This is a genomic window from Roseibium sp. MB-4 (assembly GCF_053005265.1).
On the sequence record NZ_JBRKQB010000001.1, the window covers coordinates 1,409,059 to 1,434,931 of the forward strand.

General features: G+C 58.8%; 23 protein-coding genes. 7 read left to right on the forward strand and 16 right to left on the reverse strand.

Features of this window, described 5'->3' with window-relative positions; all coding sequences use genetic code 11:
* Positions 1–16: 16 nt before the first annotated feature.
* The 15 genes from ACVDG4_RS06515 to ACVDG4_RS06585 form a co-directional block, all read right to left on the reverse strand.
* Entirely contained in the window at positions 17–811 is a 795-nt protein-coding gene (locus ACVDG4_RS06515; protein WP_133950779.1) for an IclR family transcriptional regulator, read from the reverse strand.
* Between the two features lie 83 nt (positions 812–894).
* Positions 895–2,235 carry a TRAP transporter large permease gene (locus ACVDG4_RS06520; RefSeq protein WP_133950781.1) on the reverse strand — a complete coding sequence of 447 codons (1,341 nt, stop codon included), beginning with the start codon at positions 2,233–2,235 and terminating at the stop codon, positions 895–897.
* A 49-nt stretch (positions 2,236–2,284) separates the two neighbouring features.
* Positions 2,285–2,782, reverse strand: a complete 498-nt coding sequence (locus tag ACVDG4_RS06525; protein WP_447234428.1) for a TRAP transporter small permease — start codon at positions 2,780–2,782, stop codon at positions 2,285–2,287.
* 61 nt (positions 2,783–2,843) lie between these two features.
* Positions 2,844–3,911, reverse strand: coding sequence for a C4-dicarboxylate TRAP transporter substrate-binding protein (locus ACVDG4_RS06530; RefSeq protein WP_209173335.1), 1,068 nt, complete (start codon positions 3,909–3,911; stop codon positions 2,844–2,846).
* Between the two features lie 172 nt (positions 3,912–4,083).
* Positions 4,084–5,604 carry a class I adenylate-forming enzyme family protein gene (locus ACVDG4_RS06535; protein WP_447234429.1) on the reverse strand — a complete coding sequence of 507 codons (1,521 nt, stop codon included), beginning with the start codon at positions 5,602–5,604 and terminating at the stop codon, positions 4,084–4,086.
* Positions 5,605–5,665: 61 nt separating this feature from the next.
* Complete coding sequence (locus tag ACVDG4_RS06540) at positions 5,666–6,448, reverse strand: oxepin-CoA hydrolase, alternative type (protein WP_447234430.1); 783 nt, start codon at positions 6,446–6,448, stop codon at positions 5,666–5,668.
* 3 nt (positions 6,449–6,451) lie between these two features.
* A complete protein-coding gene (locus ACVDG4_RS06545; RefSeq protein WP_447234431.1) occupies positions 6,452–7,585 on the reverse strand; it encodes an acyl-CoA dehydrogenase family protein in 1,134 nt (377 codons plus the stop codon).
* A gap of 12 nt (positions 7,586–7,597) precedes the next feature.
* Complete coding sequence (locus ACVDG4_RS06550) at positions 7,598–8,794, reverse strand: acyl-CoA dehydrogenase family protein (protein WP_447234432.1); 1,197 nt, start codon at positions 8,792–8,794, stop codon at positions 7,598–7,600.
* A 12-nt stretch (positions 8,795–8,806) separates the two neighbouring features.
* Complete coding sequence (locus tag ACVDG4_RS06555) at positions 8,807–9,985, reverse strand: acetyl-CoA C-acyltransferase (protein ID WP_447234433.1); 1,179 nt, start codon at positions 9,983–9,985, stop codon at positions 8,807–8,809.
* 11 nt (positions 9,986–9,996) lie between these two features.
* The gene (locus ACVDG4_RS06560; RefSeq protein WP_447234434.1) at positions 9,997–12,084 is read right to left on the reverse strand and encodes a 3-hydroxyacyl-CoA dehydrogenase NAD-binding domain-containing protein; all 2,088 of its coding nucleotides are present in this window, start codon (positions 12,082–12,084) and stop codon (positions 9,997–9,999) included.
* Between the two features lie 242 nt (positions 12,085–12,326).
* Complete coding sequence (locus ACVDG4_RS06565) at positions 12,327–13,022, reverse strand: ABC transporter ATP-binding protein (protein WP_447235090.1); 696 nt, start codon at positions 13,020–13,022, stop codon at positions 12,327–12,329.
* 8 nt (positions 13,023–13,030) lie between these two features.
* The gene (locus tag ACVDG4_RS06570) at positions 13,031–13,810 is read right to left on the reverse strand and encodes an ABC transporter ATP-binding protein (protein ID WP_447234435.1); all 780 of its coding nucleotides are present in this window, start codon (positions 13,808–13,810) and stop codon (positions 13,031–13,033) included.
* Positions 13,807–15,069 (reverse strand): branched-chain amino acid ABC transporter permease, encoded by a 1,263-nt coding sequence (locus ACVDG4_RS06575; protein WP_447234436.1) that lies wholly within the window; start codon positions 15,067–15,069, stop codon positions 13,807–13,809. The genes ACVDG4_RS06570 and ACVDG4_RS06575 overlap by 4 nt, the downstream gene beginning before the upstream one ends.
* On the reverse strand, positions 15,066–15,998 hold the full coding sequence (locus ACVDG4_RS06580) for a branched-chain amino acid ABC transporter permease (RefSeq protein WP_447234437.1): 933 nt from the start codon (positions 15,996–15,998) through the stop codon (positions 15,066–15,068). The genes ACVDG4_RS06575 and ACVDG4_RS06580 overlap by 4 nt, the downstream gene beginning before the upstream one ends.
* Before the next feature lie 82 nt (positions 15,999–16,080).
* Positions 16,081–17,313 (reverse strand): branched-chain amino acid ABC transporter substrate-binding protein, encoded by a 1,233-nt coding sequence (locus tag ACVDG4_RS06585; RefSeq protein WP_447234438.1) that lies wholly within the window; start codon positions 17,311–17,313, stop codon positions 16,081–16,083.
* A 283-nt stretch (positions 17,314–17,596) separates the two neighbouring features.
* Here ACVDG4_RS06585 and ACVDG4_RS06590 point away from each other — a divergent pair, with 283 nt between their 5' ends.
* Entirely contained in the window at positions 17,597–18,586 is a 990-nt protein-coding gene (locus tag ACVDG4_RS06590) for an NAD(P)H-dependent flavin oxidoreductase (RefSeq protein ID WP_447234439.1), read from the forward strand.
* A 175-nt stretch (positions 18,587–18,761) separates the two neighbouring features.
* Here ACVDG4_RS06590 and ACVDG4_RS06595 read toward each other — a convergent pair whose 3' ends face one another.
* The gene (locus ACVDG4_RS06595; RefSeq protein WP_447234440.1) at positions 18,762–19,649 is read right to left on the reverse strand and encodes an NUDIX hydrolase; all 888 of its coding nucleotides are present in this window, start codon (positions 19,647–19,649) and stop codon (positions 18,762–18,764) included.
* A 151-nt stretch (positions 19,650–19,800) separates the two neighbouring features.
* On the opposite strand from ACVDG4_RS06595, the gene ACVDG4_RS06600 reads away from it, so the two are divergent.
* From ACVDG4_RS06600 to ACVDG4_RS06625, 6 genes are read left to right on the forward strand one after another with little or no spacing between them, the layout of a single operon-like run.
* Positions 19,801–20,259 carry an NUDIX domain-containing protein gene (locus ACVDG4_RS06600; protein ID WP_447234441.1) on the forward strand — a complete coding sequence of 153 codons (459 nt, stop codon included), beginning with the start codon at positions 19,801–19,803 and terminating at the stop codon, positions 20,257–20,259.
* A complete protein-coding gene (locus tag ACVDG4_RS06605; RefSeq protein ID WP_447234442.1) occupies positions 20,252–21,886 on the forward strand; it encodes a phosphotransferase in 1,635 nt (544 codons plus the stop codon). Before ACVDG4_RS06600 ends, ACVDG4_RS06605 begins: the two co-directional genes overlap by 8 nt.
* On the forward strand, positions 21,879–22,760 hold the full coding sequence (locus tag ACVDG4_RS06610) for a GAK system ATP-grasp enzyme (RefSeq protein ID WP_447234443.1): 882 nt from the start codon (positions 21,879–21,881) through the stop codon (positions 22,758–22,760). The genes ACVDG4_RS06605 and ACVDG4_RS06610 overlap by 8 nt, the downstream gene beginning before the upstream one ends.
* Entirely contained in the window at positions 22,757–23,830 is a 1,074-nt protein-coding gene (locus tag ACVDG4_RS06615; protein WP_447234444.1) for an HprK-related kinase B, read from the forward strand. Before ACVDG4_RS06610 ends, ACVDG4_RS06615 begins: the two co-directional genes overlap by 4 nt.
* On the forward strand, positions 23,827–24,531 hold the full coding sequence (locus tag ACVDG4_RS06620; RefSeq protein ID WP_447234445.1) for a histidine phosphatase family protein: 705 nt from the start codon (positions 23,827–23,829) through the stop codon (positions 24,529–24,531). Before ACVDG4_RS06615 ends, ACVDG4_RS06620 begins: the two co-directional genes overlap by 4 nt.
* 49 nt (positions 24,532–24,580) lie before the next feature.
* Positions 24,581–25,861 (forward strand): metallophosphoesterase, encoded by a 1,281-nt coding sequence (locus ACVDG4_RS06625; protein ID WP_447234446.1) that lies wholly within the window; start codon positions 24,581–24,583, stop codon positions 25,859–25,861.
* The last annotated feature ends 12 nt before the right edge of the window (positions 25,862–25,873 follow it).

The following is a 25,873-nucleotide window of genomic DNA, read 5'->3' on the forward strand; positions in this document are numbered from 1 at the left end:
GCACGGGAGGCAGCTGCTAGACGGGCAGCAGCAGCGAATAATGCTGGCCAGTGATCCCGCGCAGCTCCTCGACGGCGCCGGCAAGTTTCGGCCCGACGCTTTCTTTCATTCTTGCAACGGTGAGGACATCGGCCGCGGCACCGCTCAAGAACGTCACCGGCTCGCTGAATTCTGACGGGCGGTACGGCGTCGCCAAGGCGTTGATTGAGGCGGAGAACCGGTCATCACCAGTCAAATACATGTACCCATTCGCCAGCAGATGGTCCTGTGATTTGACGGACAAGGACCGGCACTCTGCCGCCTGATCCCCGGGCAAAAGTGCAACCAGTTTACGCCGCTCCTCATCGGTCAGAGCCCCCAGATAGGCGGCTCCCGTCGACGATTTCAGGACCGGCATCCGGTACCCGACATTCAGCCAGATCGTTGCTGAGTTTTCCGGCCGCCAGGTTTTCACCATCAACATTTCGCCGTCGTCCTGAATCGCAACGCCGATCAAGGTTTTAGTATCGTTGGCGAGCTTCTGCATGATCGGCGTTGCCGTTTCGATAAACCCGAAGGCAGCCGCCGCAATGTTGCCAAGCGCGAGCGCCGATGGACCGAGGCGGTATTTATCGTGATGGCGGCCATGTGTGAGATAGCCCAAAGCGCACAAGGTGAAAGTCAAGCGCGACACTGTCGAACGCGGCAAGCCTGTGCGTTCGGATATCTCAAGGTTCCCAAGCCCGTTGTCCGTGGGGCGGAAAACTCTGAGCACGCTCAGACCACGGGCCAGAGTATTCGCGTAGCGTTTGTCATCCTTAAGATCGGGCATATTTTGTCGCTTTATTGATGTCCCACTTTGTATCTATCCAATACCTCTTGGCCTTTGCATAGCCCAGATCCGAAAACTCCACGTTACTTCACAGCTTCTGACAGGAAGAGTGAAATGGCAGGGAAGCTGACGATCAGTGCAAGCACGACCAGGTCTACAGCCAGGAAGCGCCAGATGCCGGCGAATATCGTCCCAACCGGAGCTTCCTTACCAACCACGTTGGCCAACACAAAGACGTTCAAACCGACTGGCGGTGTGATCAATCCGATCTCCAGCAGTTTGACCACGACAACGCCAAACCAAATAAGGTCCATGCCGTTTGCTTCAACCAGCGGGATCATCAACGGCAGGGTCAGCACCATGATGCCGATCGGATCGAGGAACATGCCGAGAAGGATGTAGACCAGGCAGATGCAGAAGAGCAGCATGGCCGGGCTGAGTTGCGCCTCGGACACGGCCTGAACTAGAGCCGGGGCAATGCCCGTGAGCGCAATGGCAGAAACAAAGATCTTGGCCGCTGCAGCAACGATGAAGAGCGAAGACGTCTGAATGACGGTATCGCGCACCGCATGCCACAGATCCGGCAGGCTCAACCGGCGTTGCATGAAGCCGATGGCGGTCGTGACCACCACGCTAACTGCTGCAGCGGCGGTTGCGGTAAAGAAGCCGCCGTAGATCCCGACAACAATAATCAGAAAGATAAGCGCTGCCGGCCAGGCTTCCTTGGCGGCCTGAATCTTCTCTTCCCGGCTTGCCGGAGCTTCCTTTGCCGGAGCCACCTTCGGATCCATGGCAATCCAGACGGCAATCACCAAAAGAAAGCCAAGAAGCGTGAGAATGCCGGGCAGAACACCGGCGACAAACAGCTTGCTGACCGAGGTTTCGGTGAAGATTGCGTAGATGATAAAGAGGACGCTCGGCGGGATCAAAGACCCGAGGGTGCCGCCGGCAGCGACGCTTGACGTTGCAAGCTTTGGGTCGTAGCCGAGCCGCAACATCTCAGGCGTACAGATCTTCCCCATGGTCGAGGCACAGGCAACAGAGGACCCGCTGATTGCGGAAAACCCGCCACAGCCGATCACGGACGCCATGGCGACCCCGCCACGCAATTGCACCAGCCAGACCCGCGCAGAATTGTAGACAGCCGTCGTGATCCCGGCTTTGTAGGCGATGTTCCCCAGCGCCACAAACAGCGGGATCATCGACAGATCGAAAGAATGGATCAGGTCGAACGAATTGGAAAACACCATCGCCGACGTTGCCCGGAACGCCCGCTCCGGCATGAATGTACCCGTGCGCAGGGCAAAAATCATAAAGGCAGCGGCCGTTGCAACGCCGATCAACGCAAAAGCGATCGGCACGCGCATCGCCAGCAGGATGAGCATGAAGGCAAACGCAATCAAGCCAATGGTTGCCGGATCCATAAAGTCATTCCCTGAAAGTATTGAATGTCTGACTGAAAGTTGAAGCTGGCTAGTGGGTGCCGGTGATGATCACACGCCCTCGGATTGCCGAAATCGCATCTCCGATCAGCATCAGCACCAACCGGATCCAGCAGAGAACGAGCCCAAGAACGAACGCCAATCGGCCTGGCCACTGCGGCAGACCAAGATCGCCGTAAAACGCATTGCCCGTTTGCCACTGATAGATGAACTCGTGGGCTGCTGACCAGATCAGCGGGATCAGCGCGACCGCACCGAAGACCGCGCCAAAGACGACAAACCAGTTCACGACCCGGTCGGGCAGGAAATTGGTCACGAATTCCACGGCAATGTGAGACCGGCGGGCCGTTGCTGCGGCCAAGGGCATGACGATTGCCAGTACCATGAGTTCGCGGACAATGATGATCGTGTCCGGCACAGACGCATTGAAGACGTTCAATGCAACGACATCTGCAAATATCAGCACTGCAAGCAGAATGGTCGCGGTCACGGCCACATCGACAAAAATCCGCTCCAACCGATCAAGCATCAGGTTCCCTCCCCGCTGAAGAAACCGGGGCGGTGGCCACCCCGGTTCATAATCTGTGCGATCAGTTGCGCTCCCAAGGATATCCCTTCTCTTCGAACTCCTTGGTGTAATCGGCAACGGCTTCGGTGTAGGTCGCCATCAGCTTGTCAGCGTCAAACCCAACACTGTTTGCGTTTTCCTTCCACTCCTCAATGAACGGCTGGGTCGCAGCGTTCATGGCAGCACGGTCCTCAACGCTCAGCTCAAGCACCTTGATATCCCGCTCGAATTCGCCGGCTTTCATGGCTTCAAGCGCCTTGGCATTCCGGCTCATGACGATCTGGGCGAACTCGTCCGCCAGTTCTTCACCGGTCTGCAGCATGATCGATTGCTGCTCTTCACTCAGCGCATCGAACGACTGCTTGTTCATGAACATGCCGAAACCACCGATCTGGCCCCAGTTCAGGACCGTGAAGCTGTCGATCACTTCGTGCCACTTCAGAGCCGGGATGATGTAGGTGTAGCCCTGACTGCAGTCGATAAGGCCATTGTTCAGCGCCTGATAAGCCTCATAGACACTGAGATTGACCATGGTGGCACCCATTTGGCCGAACACCTTGCCGTAGACGCCCGCACCACGGATCCGCTTGTCCGCGATATCCTTCACCGAGGCGATTTCACCGCCCGTGCAGGCCACGTTGACGTCTGATGCGGTAAAGGTCCCGATGTAGACCAAGTTTTTGTCGGCCAGATGTTTGGTAATTTCCGGCGTGTTGCGCATCAGTTTGTCTGTGGCCTTCAGGCCAACCCAGACATTCGGCCCGCTGATTGGCAGATCAGCGATGGAGTAAGCAGCCATTTCTTTCTGGAAATAGGCCGAGATGATCGATCCGGCATCAGCAACACCAAACCCAATGGCATTGGCGGACGCATTCGCCTTGAACAGGGCGCCGCCAAACTGGATGTCCAATTTCATGTCACCGCCGGACAGCTCGCCGATCCTGTTGTTGAACCACTCCAGCGCCGTTGGAATGGTGCCGCGTGCCGGGCCTGCGTGGCCATAAAAAATCGTGGTTTCCGCAACGGCTGCGGACGCGCTTAGTCCTGTGGCAAGGACCGCTCCTGCGAGCAAAGACTTCAAAACTTTCATAGGGTCTCATCCTCCATCGACCTTAGATTATTCCACTATATGGAATTATTTTTCATTTGAAAGAATAAAGTGCATTCCCTCAAACTTGCCGTTCGCCGGACCGGTAAAACCCGGCAAACAGGCTGATTTCTGTGACATTATTCTTCGATCAACCCTTTGTGGGGCCTACGTTTTATGCAGGCTCAGCCAGGTCGTCCGCGAAGGTCTCGATCAGTTTGGATTTCAGGATTTTTCCGGTGGGCGCGGCCGGTAATTCATGGGCGATCACGATCCTGCTTGGCCTCTTGTAAGGCGCGAGCCGGTCGTGCAGGAACGCTTTCAGGTCCTCTTCGGTCACGGGGCTGCCTTTGGCAACCTTCACAAACGCCAGAACCTCTTCATTGCCTTCCACGGGACGCCCGACGACTCCGGCAACGATCACCTCTGGATGGTCGGTCAAGATCCCTTCGACCTCCACCGGATAAACATTAAAGCCGGAGCGAATGATCAGCTCCTTGGACCGGCCTGCAATATGCAAGCGGCCTTCGGCATCGAACCGGCCAAGATCGCCTGTTTTGAAGAAACCGTCGGCCGTCATTACCTCCGCCGTCCGTTCTGGATCCCGGAAATACCCCTTCATGACTTGCGGGCCACCAAGAAGGATCTCGCCAATCCCCTTATCCGGCTCTGCTCCCAACGCCTCCAGATCCAGCCGAAGAACGCACTCGCCCATCGCCCGGCCCACACTGATATCCGGGTCACCGATCTCGTTGAGGGTTGCACAGACACCAGCGGCGCCTTCCGTCAGGCCATAGCCGTTTTGAAGCGGAAGTCCGTAAAAGGCTTCAGCTTCCCGTTTCCAGGCTGGATCGAGCGGGGCTCCGCCGGACGACACGAACCTGAGATGGCCGGCATCGTATTTCGCCTTGTTGTGGGCCCGGGCGTAGTGAAACAAGTGGGCATGCATTTGCGGCACGCCGGGCAACAGCGTGACATCGGTTTGCAGGGCTTCATAAAGCCGTGCAACATCGAACCTTGGCTCAAGCCGCAATGTGGTTTGCGCGACAGCTGCCGACAGTAGAGCCACAAAGCCGTAAATGTGCGACAGGGGCAGCGCCAGATAAGTCACGTCGTTGTCACGGCGGCCGCGAAGTTTAACAGAGGCGAGCGCCGCACTGTTCAAGTTGCCGTGGGTCAGCATGGCGGCCTTCGGCGTTCCAGTCGTCCCGGAGGTGTAGAGCATCAGGGCCACCTGCTCCCGGCCGTCGGCAAAGACCGGCTCGGCTTCTGCCCCCTCCCGGCGCATCAGCGCTGCTTCACCAAAGCTGCCGGAAACTGTCTCCGCCCCGAAGTGTTCGGCATGGGCATAGGCTGTTTCAGACACATCCGTGCTGAACATGACGACGCTTGGATCACTGTGCGCAAAAATCCGCTCCAGCTCAACTTCGGTGAGGCGCGCGTTGATCGGCACTATGATGGCGTCCATACGGCTGGCGGCATAAAAGAACGCCGGAACCGAGACGCAGTTTTCGAAAACCATCACCAGGCGGTCACCGGCCTTCAGGCCGAATGAGCGCAAAAGGTCTTCGGCCTCGCCCGCTGCCGCCTTCAGCTCGGTCCAGGTAAATGCCCTGTCGGCATAGTCGTGAATGGCAACGGTATCGCCCCGTTTTGCGGCCGCATCATCCAGAAAATCATGAATGCGATTGTGCATTGCGTTTCCTCCCAGTCGCCGCTCTTCAGGCAGCGTTTGTCAGCCGTATATTGTCCGCCCCTCAGTCGCGAAACACCGGACGGGTTTTGTTCAAAATGGCCGCAATGCCCCGGCGGGCCTCCTCGCCTCCCAAAGCCTCAGCCATGGCATCTCGTTCTGAATCGAGTTGCGCATCCAGCGTTGCGGTCTCCGCGGAGGTCAAAAGCCCCTTAATGGCGGCCATGGCGTGCTCCGGACCGGCTGCGACTTTTGCGACCAGCGCCTGGGCCGCGGACAGCGCCCCCCCGGGATCCGCCAGCTCGGTCAAGACGCCCAAGTCATAGAGGCGCTCTGCAGTGAGCGGCGTTCCCAGCAAGGCCATTTTGGACACCGTGCCGCGCGGCAAGGCATTCATCAGCGCGTGGGTGACACCACCATCAGGAACCAAACCGGCCTTCACATAGGCGAGCGTAAACGTCGCCCCCTTGGCGCTGACGACCATGTCACAGGCAAGCGCGATGCTGAGCCCGGCACCGGCAGCGCCTCCCTCGACCGCACAGATGACGGGCTTGGGGCAGCTCCGGATTGCCCGGATCAGGTCGTGGAGCTTGCCAATCGCGGCCTTGCGCTCCTCGAGCGTCATATTGCGGCGTTCTTTCAAGAGGTTCAGATCGCCGCCGGAGCAGAAATAATCTCCCTCCCCGGTGAGTACCACAGCCGTGATCTCAGGCGTTTTCGCTGCTTCCGCCAATCCGTCCAAAAGACCGTCGTAATACTCCGGAGACAAGGCATTGCGTCGAGCAGTGTTGGTGTTCCGCAGGACCAGATGGTCCGGATGCACTTCTTTTCTAAAGAGCCCGTTCATGGATCAGGCCGCGTTCAAGGAAATGAAGCGCTCCAGATGATGGTCCACATCCCCGAAGAGATGATCGATCATCACCATGCGGCGAACGAAATGCGACAGCGCATACTCATCCGTCATCCCGATGCCGCCATGCATCTGGACAGCTTCCTCACCAACGAGGGCACTCGCCCGGCCAATCAGGTTCTTCGTTGCACTCACATGCCGTTCACGCAGGGCGCGCGGCGCGTCCAGATGGCCAGCCAGATTTATCACTGCGGAACGCGCCTGCTCCACCTCGATCAAGACATCCGCCATGCGGTGCTGCAGCGCCTGGAACTTGCCAATCGCAATGCCGAACTGCTTGCGCTCCTTCAGATAATCGATGGTGAGCGCCTTCGCCGCTTCCATTGCACCGAGGGCTTCCGCACTGACCGCGAGGGTCGCCCGGGCAACAGCTGCCTCGATCGCCCCGAAAGCTTCACCGGATGCACCCAGCCTTGCGCCTTCGTCCACGACCACATTTTCAAGACGAATGGAAGCGGCCGACGTGCCGTCCACATTCGGATGATCGACGATGGCCACCCCTTTGACATCAGACGGGACAAGGAAAAGGGAAATGCCAGTCTCGTCGAAATCTGCTCCGGCCTCACGGGCGGACACCACAAGCATGCCGGCCTGCGCGCCGTTCAGCACATGCGCCTTCGTGCCGTTCAGCATGATCTGGCCGCCATCAGTTTTCGCCGATGCGGTGACATGATTGAGGTCGTACCGTGAGGCCGGTTCTGCGTGGGCAAACGCCAGGAGGATCTCTCCCGCAATGACGCTGCCAATCAGCTCTTTCTGGCTGTCCGATCCGAGGTCCGCGATCAGGCTGCCAGCAAGTACGGCGTTGCCAAGGATCGGCTCGATGACACCGGCCCGGCCGAGCTCTTCAAAGACGACTGCGATGTCGAACCCGGCACCGCCGAGGCCGCCATCCTCTTCAGAGAACATCGCACCAAGAACACCCAACTCCGCCATCTCGGCATAAATCCTGGCATCATAGGCTTTGCCGGAAGCGATCAGCTTGCGCCGCTCTTCATGGCCATATTTCTCGCTCAAAAACTTCTGCAACATGTCGCGCAGCAAGCCGCGCTCTTCCGTCAGATTAAAGTCCATCTGCTCAATGCCTCACAGTTGCAGGATTGCTTTGGTGATGATCGTACGCTGGATCTCGTTGGACCCACCGAAGATCGACAGCTTGCGCATGTTGAAATAGTTGGGCGCTGCCGCCGGAGCGTGTTCCGGGCCTTCGGCCGGGACGTTGTCACCGCCATCCAGATAATCGGGCAGGAACGGCATGGCGTCGGGGCCAGCTGCGCGGCGCAGAAGAGAAGACAGTTCTTGGCGGATCACCGTGCCTTTGATCTTCAGCATCGAGCTTTCTGGTCCGGGTGCCTGCCCCTTGGCGGCAGCGGAGACGACCCGCAGATTGGTCGTTGCCATGGCCATCAGGTCAATTTCGGCCTGCGCCATGCGCGCCGCGAAATATGGGTTCTGATCCAGCGGTTTGCCGCCGGACTGGGTGTTGGCAGCCACATGTTTCAGCGTTGCCAGCGCAGCGTTTGAAAAACCGACACCTGCAATGTTGGTCCGCTCGTGGGTGAGCAGGTACTTGGCGTAGGTCCAGCCCTTGTTTTCTTCGCCAACGAGATTTTCGACCGGCACGCGGACGTCATCAAAGAAGACCTCGTTGACCTCGGCCTCGCCATCGATCAGCACGATCGGACGCACGGTCACACCGGGGGTATTCATATCGATCAAAAGGAAAGAGATGCCCTCCTGCTTCTTGGCGTCAGCGTCAGTTCGCACCAGGCAGAAAATCCAGTTGGCGTGCTGGCCGAGCGTTGTCCAGGTTTTCTGGCCGTTGACGACATAATGATCGCCGTCGCGGACCGCCTTGGTCTTGAGCGCGGCAAGGTCTGATCCCGCGCCCGGTTCAGAGTAGCCCTGACACCACCAATCTTCACCGCTCAAGATACGCGGGAGGTAGTACTGGCGCTGTTCTTCCGATCCGAACGCCATGAGCACCGGCGCCAGCATCGAAAGGCCGAACGGCACGATACGCGGCGCGTGCGCCAGACAGGCTTCTTCTTCGAAAATCATCCGCTGAACGGCATCCCATTCAGCGCCGCCGTATTCTTTGGGCCAGTTCGGAGCCAGCCAGCCCTGCGCATTCAGGATCGAGTGCCAACTTTCCATGTCAGACTTGGTCAACCGTTTGCCGAGACGCACCTTTTCGGAGAGGTGGCGCGGCAGTTTTTCGCTCAGAAAGGCCCGCACTTCGGCGCGGAATCCTTCTTCCTCAGGCGTGTAGCTCAGATCCATCGAAGATCCCCCTTAGAAAATCTCGAACAGGCCGGCAGCACCCTGTCCGCCGCCAATGCACATGGTGACAACGCCGAGCTTGGAGCCCCGGCGGCGGCCTTCCAGAAGCAGATGACCGGTCATGCGGGCCCCGGTCATACCAAACGGATGACCAATGGAAATGGAGCCGCCATTGACGTTGCACTTCTCCGGATCGATGCCGAGCTGCTCCCGGCAATAAAGGGCCTGGGAGGCAAACGCTTCGTTGAGCTCCCAAAGGTCGATGTCATCGACGGACAAACCGTGGCGCTTCAGAAGCCGCGGCACGGCATAGATGGGACCAATGCCCATTTCATCCGGTTCACAGCCCGCCGTGACGAAGCCTTTCAGTGCGCCGAGCGGCTCAAGGCCTTGTTTTTCAGCCAGATCTGCGTCCATCAGGACGAGCGCCGCTGCGCCGTCTGACAGCTGGGACGCATTGCCGGCGGTGGTGAAATTGCCCTCACCGCGAACCGGCTCCAGCTTGGCCAGGCCTTCGAGCGTCGTGTTCGGACGGTTGCAATCGTCCATGGAAAATGTGACTTCCTTGCGGGTTACTTCCCCAGTTTCCCTGTCCTTGAAGGCCTGGGTGACGGTGATCGGCACGATCTCGTCGTCGAGCTTTCCGGCAGCCTGAGCTGCGGCAGTGCGCTGCTGGCTGACCAGCGACAGTTCGTCCTGGGCATCGCGGCTGATATTGTAGCGCTTGGCCACGATGTCGGAGGTCTCGATCATCGAGAGATAGACTTCCGGCTTGTGCTCATCGAGCCATTTCTCGCGCGCTGCAGGCGGGCGGGACGGCGGCATCTGGCTGATGCTTTCTACACCACCTGCAATCGCAGCCGGGGCGCCTTCAACGGAAATTGCATGGGCCGCCATCGCAACGGCCTGAAGGCCGGAGGAGCAGAACCGGTTGATGGTGACAGCCGCTGTCGTCACCGGCAGTCCGGCGCGTAGAACGGACTGGCGTGCGATGTTGCTGCCGGTCCAACCTTCCGGGTACCCGCAGCCGACAAAGGCATCTTCGATGATGGCTGGGTCCACCTTGGACCGCTCCACTGCGTGCTGGATCGCATGACCGGCCATGGTCGCACCGTGGGTTTCGTTGAACGCGCCCCGATAGGATTTCGCCAGCCCGGTCCGGGCGGTCGAGACAATAACTGCTTGTTTCATCTAATGGGGCCTCACGCGTTCAGGCTGGCGAAGGTCTTGCCCTCAGCCGCCAATTTTTCCAACAGGGGGGCCGGTTGCCACAAGAAGTCATCTTCTTCGGCGAACCGTTTAATATCGTTCAAGATCTTGTCGACGCCGACCGTGTCCGCATATTGCATCGGACCACCGCGCCAGCGCGGGAAACCGTAGCCGTTCAGTAAGGTGACGTCGACATCGAGCGGACGCTGTGCAATGCCCTCCTCCACAACGAGCGCGGCTTCATTGACCATCGCCGCCATGTAGCGGTCAACGATCTCCTGATCGCTTAAGCTGCGGCTCTCGATGCCCTTGGCCGCCCGTTCTTCGGAAATGTAGCCGAGAATGTCGCCGTTCGGGACCGTTTGCTCGCCGCTGTAGTCGTAAAATCCGCGGCCGGTTTTGCGCCCGTGATGCCCATCTTCGCAGAGCTTGTCGGAAAACTCCGCATAGACCTCGCGCGGGTCCCGGGTCGCCGCCAAACGCTGGCGGGTCATGTAACCAATGTCGAGGCCGGCCAGATCACTGACCGCAAACGGCCCCATGGCCAACCCGAAATCCACCAAGGCCCGGTCGACATCGAAGGGGCTGGCACCGGCAAGTACCGCGCCATCGATGGCTTTGCGGTAGGTTGCGAGGATCCGATTGCCGATAAACCCGTCGCAGACACCTGCGCGCACGCCGATCTTGCCAAGGCGCTTCGCCAATGCAAAGCCGGTCGCAACCACATCCGGTGCGGTCTTAGCGCCGACAACGATTTCCAGTAGCCTCATGACATGCGCAGGCGAGAAGAAGTGCAGGCCGATGACATCCGCCGGACGGCTGGTGATCTCGGCGATCTCGTCGACATCCAGGTAAGACGTATTGGAAGCAAGCACGGCACCCGGCTTGCAGATCTTGTCCAGCTTGCCAAAAACCTCTTTTTTGACGTCCATGCTCTCAAAGACTGCCTCAATCACCAGATCAGCCTCAGCCAAGGCTTCATAATCGGATCCGGCACTAAATTTACCGGCCATGATGGCATCAAACTTTTCCTGCGAGAGCTTGCCGCGTTTCACGGCCCCGGCGAGATTCTTGGAAACCGTCGCTTCCGCCTTGGCAACGGCTTCTGCATCCCGCTCGATCAGTGTAACGGTCAGTCCGGCAAGCAGCGCGGACGTCGCAATGCCAGAACCCATGGTTCCGCCGCCAATAATGCCCACCTTTTCAAGTGTACGCGGCTCCACATTCTGAATCTCAGGCAGTTTGCCTACCTGGCGCTCAGAGAAGAAGGCATGGATCAACGCGGCACGCTGATCTGAGTCCATCAGCTCGCGGAACAATGCCCGCTCCTGTGCCAAGCCTTCGGCAAATGGCAGATTGACGGCGCCTTCAATGGCATCGATGCATTTTTGCGGTGCGAGCTGCCCACGTGCTTTTTTGGCGAGCGTTGCGCGGGCCTTGTCGAACAAACCGTCTTCCGGCGTGTTGCAGGGAAGCCCACTGACAGGGCGCGGCGCGGCGCCCTCTTCAACAAGTGCTTTTGCATAGGCGAGACCGGCAGCGCGGATGTCGTCTTCGCCGCTGATCTGGTCGATCAAACCGAGCTCAAGCGCTTCGCTTGCAGACACCGGCTTGCCGGAGGTGATCATGTCGATGGCTTTTGTGACTGGCACCAGGCGCGGCAGGCGCTGGGTTCCGCCCGCCCCCGGCAAGAGGCCGAGCGAGACTTCCGGCAGGCCGAGCTTGGTCTTCGGCGCGGCCATCCGGTAATGCGCGCCAAGAGCGAGCTCAAGTCCGCCACCCAAAACCGTGCCATGAACGGCGGCAATCACAGGCTTTGTGCAAGCCTCGATTTCGTTGATGAGTTCCGGCAGAAACGGCTCTTTCGGCGGCTGGCCGAATTCGTGGATATCGGCTCCCGCGACAAACGTCCGTCCGGCGCCATACACCACGACAGCCTTGATCTCGTCATTCGCTGCGATGTCGCGAAACGCGTCCTGAAGTCCGGAGCGCACGGCATGCGAGAGCGCGTTGACCGGCGGGTTCGCAATTTCAATGACGGCGATGTTGTCTTCGAGTGTCAGATTGACGCTTTGTGTCACCACAAGGCCTCCCAGTCCAAGTGATTAGTACGTGAACAAAGTCCTAAACACATCCCGAAGAAATTTCAATATGTGGAATTCAATATTTTATATTGAAATTATTGGTATCTCCGGGATAACCCCTCGGCAATGCAGCATCCATCTCCCGCTGATGTCCCGGACTTGATCCGGGACCCTGCCAATTATGCAGCCCTTGGTCTCGGTTCATGGCCGCAACGCAATCGGAGAGCCGTTTGTTCGATTCACACTTCCAACCACTCGCGGCGGATGTCGTCGCGGGTCAGGAATTCCTGTGGCGTTCCCGAATAGACGATCTCGCCGTGCCCCATGACGTAGACACGGGACGCAATCTTCAGCGCGATGGAGAGTTTCTGCTCCACCAGGAGGATCGACACCCCGGCACGGGCAATTTCAGATAAAAGCTCCCCGACCTGGGCCACGATCCGCGGCGCAAGGCCTTCCGTTGGCTCGTCGATCATGATCAGCTGCGGATCGCCCATGAGTGTCCGGCAAATCGTCAGCATCTGCTTTTCCCCGCCCGACAGGACGCCGGCCGGCGTGTCTGCGCGCTCGGCAAGGTTTGGGAACATCCTCAGCATGTCCTCGATCGCCCAGCGCCCCGGCCGTTTCATGTCCTTGATGCCGAGCACAAGGTTCTGGCGCACGGTCAGACCCGGAAAGATGTCCCTGTTCTCCGGCACATATCCAAGACCTTTCAGGGCGATTTCATGGTTCGCGAGGCCCGCGATGTTCTCGCCCTTGAACCAGATGTCTCCCTTTGGCGCGACTTCGCCCATGATCGCCTTCACGGTGGTCGAGCGGCCAACACCGTTGCGCCCGAGAAGGGCCACCACCTCGCCTTCGCCGACCTCCAGCTCGACACCGCGCAGAACGTGGCTTTTGCCATAAAAGGCATTCAGCCCGCGAACTGACAACATCCCGGTCATCACGCTGCTCCCTCAACCATTGGCAGATCCTCGGCTTCGTCGCCAAGATAGGCTTCGCGCACCTTCGCATCCCCGCGTATGGCCTCCGGTGGCCCGGATGCAATGATCTTCCCGTAGACAAGAACCGAAATGCGGTCGGACAGCCCAAAGACCACGCTCATATCGTGCTCGACAATAATCAGTGTCTTACCGCGTGTGGCCCGCTCAATGAGCGCGACGGCCCGCTCCGTTTCCGAATGGCTCATCCCGGCGGTTGGTTCATCCAGCAAAATGACATCGGCCCCGCCCGCAATGGTGATCGCGATCTCAAGTGTCCGCTGATCGGCGTAGGGCAGACTTGCCGCGGGCAAGGATGCCTTGTCGATCATGCCGACGGTCTCCAGAATCTCCGCCGTGCGGTCTTGGACATGTCTCAAGTTGCCGATGTTGCGCCAGAAGCTGTAGCCGGTGCCGAGCGACCACAGAACCGCACAGCGGACATTCTCGCGGACCGTCATGTTCGCGAAAATGTTGGAGACCTGAAACGAGCGCGACAGCCCCATCCGGTTGATCTCATGGGCCTTGCGCCCGGAGATCTTTTGGCTACCCAGATGGACGCTGCCGGACGTTGGCCGGTGCAGTCCGGAGATAAGATTGAACAGGGTCGATTTGCCGGCCCCGTTCGGCCCGATGATCGCGTGCCGTTCCCCCGGCTGGATGTCGAGAGTGACCCCACAGATGATCTCGGCGGGGCCGAAGTTCTTGGTGAGATCCCGGATCGACAAAGCTGGTGTGCTCATGACAAGGCCTCCTCTTTGTCTGATCCGCTGGACCGCATCACCCAGCCCCCTATTCCGACCAGACCAAGCGCAAGCAGCCAAGTCACGGGATTGTCCGGCGCAAGGGCAAAGCCGAAGGGCTCAAACACATCGCCGAAGCCACTCGATTCCCTGACCGCAACCTCGATGGTGATGACGATGCCGGCAAAGGCGAGCAGCGCTCCGGCCGCATAACGCGCCCAGCGCCCCAGGGTGGTACTGCGCTCCAGGCTCTGAACCCCCTGCAACGCGGCAACAAGGATCCCGGCCAGACCGGAGGGGGCGAACATGACGATCATCATGAACAGAAGCCCGAGATACAAAAGCCAGGCTTCGGTAAAGTCGGAGAGGTTGGATTGCATGTACGTGAGCAGAACCGCGCCCAGCATGGGCCCCGCGAAATAGCGGATGCCCCCGACATAGGCCATCAGCAGAACAAATCCGGACGGGATCACCGACAGGGTCTCAGGGGTGAAGATCTCGTAATTGACTGCAGCCATGCCGCCAGCAAGGCCCGCAAATCCGCCGGCAAAGATGAAAATCAGATAGCGCACCCGCTGCGGATCATAGCCCACAAACTCCACCCGCTCCGGATTGTCGCGCACCGCCTCACCCATCTTGCCCAGCGGCGTACGGGTAAAGGCAAACATCGCAACGGTTCCAATCAACGTCCAGGCGGCAATGAACCAGTAGACCTCATTTATTGGGCCAAGACTGAGACCGAACAGCTCCGGCCCGTTCATGCGGTCACCGGAGACGCCCTCCTCGCCGCCAAAGAGGCTGGTGAACATGAAGCCGGCAGCTGCCACCAGTTCGGCAAGGCCTAGCGAGATCATCGCGAAGGGAATCCCGGCACGCCGGCACGAAGGCCAGCCGATGACAGCCCCGGCAAGGGCGCCGCCCGCAAATCCGACCAGCGGCAGGGCAAAGACCGGGAACATGTTCCAAAGGCCGGTCCCGGTTTCAATCGCCTGCATGGCATGCATCGCCGCATACCCACCGAGGCCGAAATAGACCGCATGGCCAAAGGACAACAGCCCCGCGCGGCCAAGCAGCATGTTGTAAGACAGGGCAAACACCATGTTGATGCCAATCGCGTTCAAGAGCGAATAGGTGGTGCGCGATGGCCCCGTGAGCGGGATCACCACAAGAACGGCCGCCATGATCAGGAACGGCAGCACACGCGTGCGGAATTTCTCCGACTGTGACGGCGCGAGGGATATGGACAGTGTGTCGGTCAAATTTCACGCTCCCCCATCAAACCGCGCGGGCGGATCATCAGGACCAAGACCAGCAGCAGGAACGGCAGCATCGGGGCCAGTGAGGCAATCGAGATGCGGCCAAGATCGCTCAGCGGGTTCAGCCCGGTGAAGGCAAAGATTTCAGCGAAGGTCGTGTCGATGGAAATCGCGAAGGTCTGAAGAAGACCAATCAGCAGGGACGCGATGAACGCGCCTTCCAGGCTGCCCATGCCGCCGACCACGACCACAACGAAGACGATCGGTCCGATGGATAGAGCCATCGCGGGCTCTGTAACTAGGTAGTTGCCTCCGATTACACCGGCGAGCCCGGCGAGCGCACAGCCGAAGCCAAACACCATCATGAAGACACGCGGTACATTGTGGCCGAGGTGCCCGACCATATGCGGATGAGTGAGCGCTGCCTGGATGATGAGCCCTGCGCGGGTGCGTTTCAAAAGGAACCACAGCCCGGCCAGCATCGCGATCGACACAACCAGCATGAAAATGCGGTAGGCCGGATATTGTGCGCCAAACAGCGTGAACAGCGGAAAATCGAGCGCACCTGGGATTTCATATGGAACCGGGATCTTGCCCCAGATGATCTTGACGAGTTCGTCGATCAGATAGGCCAGGCCGAAGGTAAACAAGAGCTCGGCCAGGTGCCCGTTTACGTGAACCTTTCGGAGGCCCCAGCGTTCAATACCGGCCCCTGCCAGCCCCACCAGGATCGGTGCCAGGAATAAAGCAATCCAGAAACCCGTGACCGAGCCGATCGTATAGGCGAAATACGCGCCCAGCATATAGAAGCTGGCGTGCGCGAAATTGAGCACGCCCATCATGCTGAAAATGAGGGTCAGGCCGCTGGAGAGCATGAACAGCAAAAGCCCGTAAATCACCCCGTTCAGCAGAGAGAAAAAGAATGTTTCCATGAATGTCCTGCCTTCAAGGCCGCGCGCATTCATGGAAAGCGCGCGGCGTCAATGAATGGATAAAAACTGCAACCGACTGATGTCAGCTTGGCCGCTCCATCTGGCAGGTGGTAACTGTGCGGGTCGCATCACCCTCGATCATCCCGTCCGGATCGGTGGTAAACCCGAAGGCTGTGCCCTCCAACGTTCGCGACACATCATCGGAGAAGGTGGAGATGAACAGCGGCTGGATCAGCTGGTGATTGTCCTCGCGCATGGAGACCGGGCCATAGGGCGTTTCATGCTCCATTCCGGCTAGGGCAAAGGCCACCTTCACAGAATCGTTCTCGCCCACTTCATCGACCGCCTTGTCGAACATCTCCATCAGCGTGAACACCCGTTGATAATAGTAATCGGTGCCGTAGCGCTCCTGGAAGCGGTCCATATTGGCGACCTGCTCTTCGCTCGTCTCGATGTTCTGATGGAACTCAGTGATCTGCTTAACGAGACCGATAGCACCCTCGCCCATGGTAGCCACCGCTCCGAGCCCGCCGCCGTAATAAGTCAGATACGGCACATTATGACCGGCCGCGGACGCTGCCTTGATGAGGAGCGTCATGTCCTGCCCCCAGTTGCCGGTGATCACCGCGTCGGCGTCCGAGGTCATCATCTTTTGAACGTACGGCGTGAAATCCTTCACCTTGCCGAGCGGGTGCAGTTCGTTGCCGACAATCTCGATGTCCGGCCGCTTTTCGGCAATCATCGTCACGGCTGCATTGGCAACCGCCTTGCCAAAGGAATAGTCCTGCCCGAGAATGTAAACCTTCTTGATGTCATCCTGCTTGGCGAGCCAGTCGGTCATCGCCGCCATTTTCATATCCGCGTCCGCATCAAAACGGAAATGCCAGAAACTGCAGCGGTCGTTGGTGAAAGCCGGGTCCACGGCGGCATAGTTCAGGAACAGAACCTCTTCGCCCGGATTGCGTTTGTTGTGCTTGTTGATCGCATCGATCAGTGCCGAGGCGACGGAAGAGCCGTTGCCCTGAACAATATAGCGGATGCCCTGGTCAATCGCCTTTTGTAGCTGCACCAGGCTTTCCTTCGGATTGACTTTGTTGTCGAACGGTACGATCTCGACCGTCATTCCGCCCGCACCGCCAGCCTCGTTGATCCGGTCCGCGGCATAGCGGAAGTGCTTCAATCCCGTGTCTCCGGCCAAGGCGAAATGGCCCGAAAGCGGGTCGATATAGCCGATTTTCACGGTGTTGGCGCTTGATACGCTTATAGAGCAAGTGGCAAGCGCTGCGGCCGCCACAAGTGACTTCAGATAGTTCATGCTTTCCTCCCTGAGCGGCCATCTTCTGGGTTGTCCCTGTTTTGACGGCCAGACAATTTGCTGCATTGCACGCAAAAGCTGATTTATGCTCAAAGACTATTGCAAATTGAATTCAGGTGTCTTGTCAAGAAAATTGCAGAATATTATTCTGACATGTGGAATAATGACCAATACGGAAGGCCACATGCGCGGACTTTTTCAGTCCGTTCTTGGTGTGATGCTGGCCTTCACGCAAAGCAAAATCAGTGGTCGCAGAACCGTCCTACCGAGGTGACACCCAAGCATGTTGAAATCCAAAAACCTTCCGAAAGCCTTGCAAGGTTTGCGTCTTCCGGCCGTGGCCGCCCCGCTCTTCATCGTCTCCGGTCCGGACCTCGTGATAGCCCAGTGTAAAGCTGGGATTGTCGGCAGCTTTCCGGCACTCAATGCCCGTGAGAAGGATGGCGAGCCGATCATGCTGGAGATCTGGCTCAAGCAGATCACCGAGGAACTCGACCGCTACAATCAGGCGAATCCGGACACCCCGGCAGCCCCGTTTGCGGTGAACCAGATTGTGCACCGCTCAAACGGACGCCTGGAGCGGGATCTGGAAATCTGCGCCCGCTGGAAGGTACCGATCTGGATTACATCGCTCGGTGCGCGGGTTGAGGTCAACGAAGCGGCCCATTCCTGCGGCGGGATCACGTTGCACGACATCATCAACAACACGTTCGCCAAGAAAGCGATCCAGAAAGGCGCCGACGGCCTGATCGCCGTCGCGGCCGGGGCCGGTGGGCACGCGGGTCAGCAATCCCCGTTTGCGCTTATCCGTGAGATCCGCGAATGGTTTGATGGGCCGCTGCTTTTGTCCGGCTCCATCAGCACGGGCGAAGCACTGCTGGCCGCCCGGACGCTTGGCGCGGATCTCGGGTATATCGGGTCCGCCTTTATCGCGACCGAGGAAGCCAACGCGCAGGCTGAATATAAGCAAATGCTGGTCGAAAGCGGCGCGGAAGATATTGTGACGTCGTCGCTGTTTACCGGTGTGTCCGGCAATTATCTTGCGCCATCGATTTCCCGTGCCGGTCTCGATCCGGCCAACTTGCCGTCCGCTGATCCCTCATCCATGAACTTCAGCTCCGGATCTTCCAAAGCCAAGGCCTGGAAGGAGATTTGGGGCGCAGGTCAGGGCATCGGAGCGCTCAAGTCGATCGTGCCGACCGGCAAGGTTGTCGACCGGATCGAACAGGAATACCGCGACGCCAAACAACGGATTTGCTCGGACCTCACCTGATCTGGTCCGGATCACAGGCCCTCATCTGATGCCGCTCCGCCTTGAGCCGGGGCCACAACAAACAGGTCCCGGCTCAAGGCCGGGACAGCATTGCGCATGTGTGAAGGGCAACGACATCGGCAGAACCCGAAGCGGGAGTTACGGCAAGCCCATCAAAACGCGGCCAGCGCAATAATCAGAGCTGCGCGATGAACGGACCGAAGGCCTTCTGATACAGCATGGCTGCGGCCGTCTCGGCCGGCACCCATGTGCGCTGCCGGTGGCTTTCCTCCCAATCATCTGCTGGCAGGATACGTGTGACCTCCATCCCGTAGACCTCGACACAGCACGTTGCGCCCCACTTTTCGTAAGTGAAATTGCCGAGGGGATGATCGCTGACTTTGCCCTCGACACCGGCTTCTTCGCGGGCTTCCACTCTGGCCGACTCCGCAGGACTTAGGCCCGGATCAACGATGCCTTTCGGAACGACCCAATGCCGTCCACTCGAGGAACCTATTATCAAGACTTCCTTGCCCTCCGGTGCGCGTCGGAACGGAATGACGGCGGACTGGGTGTAATAATAGGCTGGCCGCTCCCGGCGCTCTCGACCATCCGGGCCTGGATAAGGAAAGAGATCCGGCAAATCCCGCGGGTCGATGACCTGACGGATTTCGGCGCCCTCTTGTGCACTCTCCAAGTGAACGAGCACCCCCGGAGACAGGCTTTCATGAACCCCAAGAGAGCTGAGCAGATTTGCGACCGTCTTTTTGGGGGCAACCAGCAACACACGGTCTTCATCGGCAAAAATTGGCATCTCGCCTTTCGTGAGATCCGGCGATTGGGCCACACCGTGCGCCGACCAGCCGCCAGCCTTCAGCGCTTTTTGAGCCGTCGCAGTGGCGCGTTCATCGGTTGTCGTTAATGTTTTTCCAGGCCGCAAGCCGTGCTGACCCATCCAGGCACCGATCTTCTGGGCCTGGCGTTTTCCCTTGGTGCGCAGGGGCCGCAGCCTTTTTGCGCCGTCCCAATCCTTGGCACCAGCGCCGACGCAGAGAAGCAGCATCTCCAAGGTCTTTTTTGTCATCTCAAAGCGTCTCCACCGACAGGCTGCCCATCAGTCTATCACGGTGTGTTGGCGCAGACCCTTGAAGCATTTAGACCAGCCCCACGATTCGGTGTTATCAACGGTTCTGAATTGCTGTCACGTTTCCTTCTCAGAGCCACTGTACACCGCCATGAAACTGAAACAGACCAAGGTTCTGGAACCGATCCGCCCAACCGTCCGGGCAGTCATCTTTCGAAACGGAGATCTTTTGGCACAGGTGAAGCAAAAGCGCGGTGCTGCGGCCTATCTGACCTTGCCGGGCGGAAAGCAGGACCCGGGCGAGACCACAGAAGAGGCTCTGATCCGTGAATGCGCTGAAGAAGTTGGTACGACCGTGACCGTAGGCCCCCTTTTGCATGTGGCCGAAGTTTTCAAGACAAAAGCGGATGGGAAGCGCCATCAGTTGGAGCTGCTGTTCGCCTGTGAGGTGCCCGACAACTATGTGCCGGTGATCGGACCCCATCCTGATCCCTCCCAAGTCGGGACGATCTGGGCCTCTCCAGTTTCAAGGGTGTCGGAGTTCCGCCCGGCTTACGTGGCGGCGCTGACCACCGCGGCGCCAGTCTATCTGGGAGTTTTTGATGGCTAAACTCCCCCGCTCCATTGACGAGAACCTTTATTTTCTGAGCGTGGAAATCGACGGTCAGCTCACCGGAATGCAGGACTACTTCCAGTCCCCAAACCAGGCAGCTGCGCAAAAGGTCATTTTGCGCGCGGGATATTCCTACAATCTCGCCTCGAAATTGACCAAAGCCAGCACGCAAATTCTGTCTCAAAAGAAGGTCACTTCCGAACAGCAGAACCTGCTGCGGAACGTCGAACTGATTGCGCAAAACCTTGACCTGACCAGCCGCCTTGCCCGGCGCAGCCTGACATACGCTGAGACTGTGGACCGCAAAGCTTACCTGCGGGCTGATGCCTACACCAAGGTTCTCAAGCAGGTTCGCGACAGTCTGAAGCTGATTCAGCCGGCCCTTGCCCGGTCTGACAGCAAATCCGCGGTTCGGATCGGGCAGATCCGTGAAAAGATGGAAGACCTTTACGATCGGGTGTTCCGCACACTGACCGAGGACATGCGCAAGTCCAAGCATACAGCCGATCTTGCCAACAGCCTGCTGGTTGCCAACGAAGTCCGGCGCATCGGTGACGCGCTCCAGTCGATCTCCGAAGCCATCCTGTCGGTAAATCTTGGTCAGCCGGTCCAGTTCGAACGCTATTTCACGCTGAAAAGCCTCCTGCCATCGGCCAAGGACGACGAACCGGTCGACATGGTTCCCTTGGCGGAAACCCGGTCTGGCAGCGCGATCTCTTCTGTCCGTTCGCGCAGTGAAAACGGGGAACCGGTCAATGCGGTCTTCAAGGACGGGGAACTGCGCAAGGTGCGCGAAGAACGGGCGGGCGTGAAAAGCTGGCACGCGATCTATCCGGGGCTGGCTCCCAAGATCCTGTCCTATCAGAAACGCGGCCAGTCAGCCGCCCTTTTGATCGAGCATTTGCCGGGCTACACATTTGAGCAGCTGGTCCTCAACGAAAACGACGCTCTTCTCGCGGAAGCCCAGAAGAAACTGGCCAAGACCTTGAACGATGTGTGGCGCAGCACCCGCATGGAAGAACCAGCGGTGATGGCCTCCATGCGCCAGTTGTCCCGGCGCCTGCCGGAAGTTTACCGCGTCCATCCGGAGTTCCGCGCCGAGCCGCAACGTTTCGGCGGGCTGCGTCTGAAAGGTTTCGATGAACTTGTCCGGGAAGCCGCGGAGCGCGAAGACAAACTCGAGGCGACCTTTTCCGTTCACATCCACGGCGACTTCAATCTCGACAATGTCATCTATGACCCGGCGGAAAAGAAGCTGCATTTCATCGACCTGCACCGGTCTCGCTACATGGACTACGTTCAGGACGTCTCCGTCTTCATGATTTCCAATTACCGGCTGCAAATCCAGGACATTCCGGTGCGCCGCAGGCTCGCCAAAGTCGCCTGCGACCTGCAATCGGTCGCCGCAAAATTTGCCCGGTCCCAGAAAGACCGGACCTATGAGTACCGCCTCGCCCTCGGCCTTGCGCGCAGCTTTGCCACCTCCACGCGGTTCGTGTTCGACAAATCCCACGCACGACGCATGTTCATCCGCGCCCGTTTCTTGCTCGAACAAGCGCTGGAGTGTCCGGAGGGCAAGGAAGAGCGGTTCAAACTGCCCATCAAGGAGTTGTTCGTTGACTGACATCAAGATCGGGGTCGTTGGCATTCCCGGCAAATGGTCCACAGAAGCCCTTGCTGATGTTATCGAGGCCAAGACCGGCTATCGTCTGGTGATCGATATGGCAGCCGTGACGCTCGATCTGGAAACCGGTGCTGTCATGTATCAGGGGCAGGATCTTTGCGCGCTTGACGGGATTATCATCAAGAAGATCAGCGAAATCTACAGTCCTCATGCGCTCGACCGGCTGGAGCTTTTGCGCTTTGCCGAAAGCCGCGGCGTCAAGATCTTCTCCCGCCCCGAGGCCGTGTTGCGGCTGATCGACCGGCTTGCCTGCACAGTTTCTTTACGCGCAGCCAGTGCACCGATGCCGGCAACGGTTGTGACCGAAGACCTGGAGGCTGCCGAAGCGGCCGTGGAACGCTATGGCGCGGCCGTGTTCAAGCCGCTGTACTCGACCAAAGCGCGCGGCATGTGCATCATCGAAGCGGGCGCCAACGCCCGTGCCGAGATCGCCGCGTTCGCTGAAAATAATCCTGTCATGTACATCCAGCAAAAGCTGAACCTTTCCGGACAGGATCTCGGAATAGTGTTCCTCGGCGGTGATTACTTGTGCACCTACGCCCGGGTCAGCCAATCCGGTAGCTGGAACACGACGATCCACAGCGGCGGCAAATATGCGTCCTTTGAGCCGGATGCCGACCTGATCGAGCTGGCCAGAAAAGCACAAGCGCCATTCGGCCTTGATTTCACAACCGTCGATGTCGCACTGACCGACAACGGACCAATCGTCTTTGAAGTGTCTGCCTTCGGCGGTTATCGCGGAGCCAAGGAAGGCTGTGGTGTCGATGCAGCCGCGGCTCTTGCCGATCATGTGATTGCCAAGGTGACGCAATGAGGACCACCGCTGATGTGCTTGCCGAGCTAGACCGCGACGGTTTGCCGGAAACGCTTTATCTCGAATCCGGCCCGGTGCGGCTCGCAATCCGGTGCGCGGTGCCAATGGCTGCGGAACTGCGTCACCACCTGAAAGAAGCGCTCGCAGAAGCCGGGCCGGTTGCGGCTATCATCGACGTTCTGGAAGGCCAAAGTCTCAGCGCCCAACAGGACTGGATCGACTGGGCGCGCGAACCGGGAAAAACCGGACGCAAGGACGCGTATGTCGATCTGGACGATGGCCGTTTGGTACACAAGATCCGCACGGGCATGACCTTCCTGCAGTCACCGCAAGCCCTTGTCGCGTTCGGGCCCTGCCTCGCCTATCCCAATCAGGTTATCAATTTCATCAACACGCAGATCCTCAACATCTGCAAGCGGGATGGCTGGGAGATTTGTCACGCCGCAGCCGTGACCGATGGCAGACAGGGGCTTGCGATTGCCGGGCTGTCCGGTGGTGGAAAATCCACTGCCATCTTGCGCATGATGGATCTCGAACAGACCCGCTTTGTCACCAACGACAGGCTCATGGTGCGCGCAACACCGAATAGCACCGAAGGTCTCGGCATTCCCAAAAATCCGCGCATCAACCCCGGCACGATCTTGCACAATCCGCGCCTGGCACCTCTACTGTCCGAGGAGCGAAAAAAAGATCTGCTGCAGATGCCGCCGGAAGACCTTTGGCAACTGGAAGAAAAGCACGATCTTTTCATCAGCGAAGTCTATGGCCCGGACCGCATCTCATTCACAGCTCCCCTTACGGAATTCTGGGTGCTGAACTGGAGCCGCTCTTCGACCGAGCCAACGCGCCTCGTGGATGCAGACCTCACTGAGCGGCCGGATCTATTGGGCGCGATCATGAAAAGCGCGGGCCCGTTCTATCAGGATGCCAGTGGTGTCTTCCTGTGCGATGACGAACCGTTGGAGCCGGACGCCTATCTCCGGCAGCTCAAGAGTGTCCGGATTCGTGAAGTGACCGGCGCCATCGATTTCGATGCACTGGCTGCAGCTGGCAAGGACCTCTTTGCATGACCGGATCGGCTGCCCCAGGACCCATCGCGGTCTTGATCCGCCACGGCGACTACAACCAGCGCAAGAATGTGCCCAGCGCCTTGCAGCCCTTTCCCCTGACGGACAAGGGCAAAGCGCAAGCCAACACCTGCGGCGAAGAGCTTACCGCCTGGCTTTCAGACGAACATCTGTCTCTCAATCCGATCGTCTATTCCTCCTGCCAGCTGCGGGCCTGGCAGACGGCCCAGCTCGCGTGTGATGTCCTGATCAAACACGGGCACTCTTTGACCATCGAGCAGACACCTTCCCTGGCTGAACGCTCGGTCGGCAGCGCGGCAAATCTGACGGACGGCGAGATCGAAACCGTCCTTATTGAAGACCCCCGCTTTGACGCGCCTCCCGTCGCATGGAAATCGGACAGCGACTATTGCCTTCCACTGCAGGGTGCGGAATCCCTGATGATGGCAGGACAGCGGGTTGCGGATCATTTGACCCGCATAACAGTTGAACAACCTGCCGGAACGGTGACGCTGCATTTTGGCCATGGGGCTTCTTTCCGGCACGCGGCGCACCTCCTCGGTGTCTTGAGCCGGGATCAGATCGCTCAATACAGCATGCACCACGCCCGGCCGTTACATCTCTGTCACATAGAAAATGGTACATGGGCGCACATTGGCGGGACGTGGAAGATTCGCCAGCTAACGGATAAGACGCTCGATTAGGCCTTCAATCATGGCAGTTCATACCGGTCGCGCAGCAAGATCGCACCCAATGCTGCCGCCTGTCTTCGATGATGCGGGTGAACTCGCAGCGCTTCCCCGCAACCTGGAACCCTGGCCCCTCCATGAGGATCATTCAGGCGGCAATGCCGGCGCGGTTCGCGCCAGTTTGGCCGCTGCCGCCTTGCACGGCACATGGACCTGGCCTGAGAACCCGGTTGTTTTCATCTCCGACCCGCATGCCGATGCCGACGGTTTTTTGCGCTCCCTTGTTTCAGCAGGCGTGGTCCACCGCCTTAACGACGGGTTTGTTCTGACGCCCTTCGGCCAGATGGCGAAAATCATCGTCGGAGGCGATTGCCTCGACAAAGGCCCGTCCAATCTCGACATGCTGAACGCTCTGAAACGCCTGTTCGATCTGGGTGCGGACGTTCGTCTGCTTGCGGGAAATCATGACTTGAGGCTGCGGCTTGCGATCCGGGCGCTGACATTGCCGAAAGCCCCGCTCACCGAACACCTTTTTGTGCGCATGGGCCGAAAGATCCTGCCGCTCTTGGCCGAAATCAACACCCGCTACGTGACACCGGAAGACCTGGCAAACCTGCCGCACGAGGCGGAGTGCCGCGATCAGATCTTTCCGTCCAAAAGCTGGAAGGCAACGTTCCCCGCCGCAGCCGCGCCGTATCTGAAGCCTTTGGGGATCGAAAAAGAGCTCAAGAAGCTGAAGAAAAAGGCAAAACAGTTTGCCAAACAGGCGGACGCGGAAGGCCTCACCATGCGCGAGGTCTACGCAGCGTCGCTGCGGTGCCGGGATCTCTTTTTGAGCCCGGACGGTGCCTACAGCTGGTTTTATTCGGCCATGGATGTGGTCGAGCAGATCGGATCCATCGTCTTTCTGCATGCCGGGATCGACGACACCATGTGCGCACTGATGGCCAAAGACGGCCCCGCCGCTGTCAACGCGCGCTATCGGCTGGAAGCTGAAGATGATCCATTTGCCTTTTATTCCGGCCCGGTTGCCAATCTGGTTCGCACCAAATACCGGCCGGTTGACGGACAACTGACGGCCTCAGGCGTTGAACTCCTGCATCAGGCGGGCATCAAGATGATCGTTCAGGGCCACGTCAACAACCTTAAAGGTCAGCGGATCCTGGCCAAGAACGGGCTGTTGCACCTCGAAGGCGACATAACGCTGGACCGAACCTCCCGCCGTCTGGAAGGCCTCACCGGCATCGGCGCGGGCGCGACGCTTATTTTCCCCTCAGGCGACGTTGTGGGCTTGAGTTCCGACTATCCAAGGGTCAAACATTTCAAGCCAGAACATCATCTTTGAGAAAAGAGTGCC

What these genes read in the sequence shown, in the direction of transcription:
- ACVDG4_RS06585 (WP_447234438.1), bottom strand. Translation starts at nt 17,313, where the DNA reads ATGAACTATCTGAAGTCACTTGTGGCGGCCGCAGCGCTTGCCACTTGC.
- ACVDG4_RS06515 (WP_133950779.1), bottom strand. Translation starts at nt 811, where the DNA reads ATGCCCGATCTTAAGGATGACAAACGCTACGCGAATACTCTGGCCCGT.
- ACVDG4_RS06605 (WP_447234442.1), top strand. Translation starts at nt 20,252, where the DNA reads ATGGCTAAACTCCCCCGCTCCATTGACGAGAACCTTTATTTTCTGAGC.
- ACVDG4_RS06535 (WP_447234429.1), bottom strand. Translation starts at nt 5,604, where the DNA reads ATGCACAATCGCATTCATGATTTTCTGGATGATGCGGCCGCAAAACGG.
- ACVDG4_RS06530 (WP_209173335.1), bottom strand. Translation starts at nt 3,911, where the DNA reads ATGAAAGTTTTGAAGTCTTTGCTCGCAGGAGCGGTCCTTGCCACAGGA.
- ACVDG4_RS06570 (WP_447234435.1), bottom strand. Translation starts at nt 13,810, where the DNA reads ATGAGCACACCAGCTTTGTCGATCCGGGATCTCACCAAGAACTTCGGC.
- ACVDG4_RS06580 (WP_447234437.1), bottom strand. Translation starts at nt 15,998, where the DNA reads ATGGAAACATTCTTTTTCTCTCTGCTGAACGGGGTGATTTACGGGCTT.
- ACVDG4_RS06555 (WP_447234433.1), bottom strand. Translation starts at nt 9,985, where the DNA reads ATGAAACAAGCAGTTATTGTCTCGACCGCCCGGACCGGGCTGGCGAAA.
- ACVDG4_RS06540 (WP_447234430.1), bottom strand. Translation starts at nt 6,448, where the DNA reads ATGAACGGGCTCTTTAGAAAAGAAGTGCATCCGGACCATCTGGTCCTG.
- ACVDG4_RS06590 (WP_447234439.1), top strand. Translation starts at nt 17,597, where the DNA reads ATGTTGAAATCCAAAAACCTTCCGAAAGCCTTGCAAGGTTTGCGTCTT.
- ACVDG4_RS06550 (WP_447234432.1), bottom strand. Translation starts at nt 8,794, where the DNA reads ATGGATCTGAGCTACACGCCTGAGGAAGAAGGATTCCGCGCCGAAGTG.
- ACVDG4_RS06565 (WP_447235090.1), bottom strand. Translation starts at nt 13,022, where the DNA reads ATGTTGTCAGTTCGCGGGCTGAATGCCTTTTATGGCAAAAGCCACGTT.
- ACVDG4_RS06545 (WP_447234431.1), bottom strand. Translation starts at nt 7,585, where the DNA reads ATGGACTTTAATCTGACGGAAGAGCGCGGCTTGCTGCGCGACATGTTG.
- ACVDG4_RS06595 (WP_447234440.1), bottom strand. Translation starts at nt 19,649, where the DNA reads ATGACAAAAAAGACCTTGGAGATGCTGCTTCTCTGCGTCGGCGCTGGT.
- ACVDG4_RS06525 (WP_447234428.1), bottom strand. Translation starts at nt 2,782, where the DNA reads ATGCTTGATCGGTTGGAGCGGATTTTTGTCGATGTGGCCGTGACCGCG.
- ACVDG4_RS06615 (WP_447234444.1), top strand. Translation starts at nt 22,757, where the DNA reads ATGAGGACCACCGCTGATGTGCTTGCCGAGCTAGACCGCGACGGTTTG.
- ACVDG4_RS06520 (WP_133950781.1), bottom strand. Translation starts at nt 2,235, where the DNA reads ATGGATCCGGCAACCATTGGCTTGATTGCGTTTGCCTTCATGCTCATC.
- ACVDG4_RS06600 (WP_447234441.1), top strand. Translation starts at nt 19,801, where the DNA reads ATGAAACTGAAACAGACCAAGGTTCTGGAACCGATCCGCCCAACCGTC.
- ACVDG4_RS06625 (WP_447234446.1), top strand. Translation starts at nt 24,581, where the DNA reads ATGCTGCCGCCTGTCTTCGATGATGCGGGTGAACTCGCAGCGCTTCCC.
- ACVDG4_RS06620 (WP_447234445.1), top strand. Translation starts at nt 23,827, where the DNA reads ATGACCGGATCGGCTGCCCCAGGACCCATCGCGGTCTTGATCCGCCAC.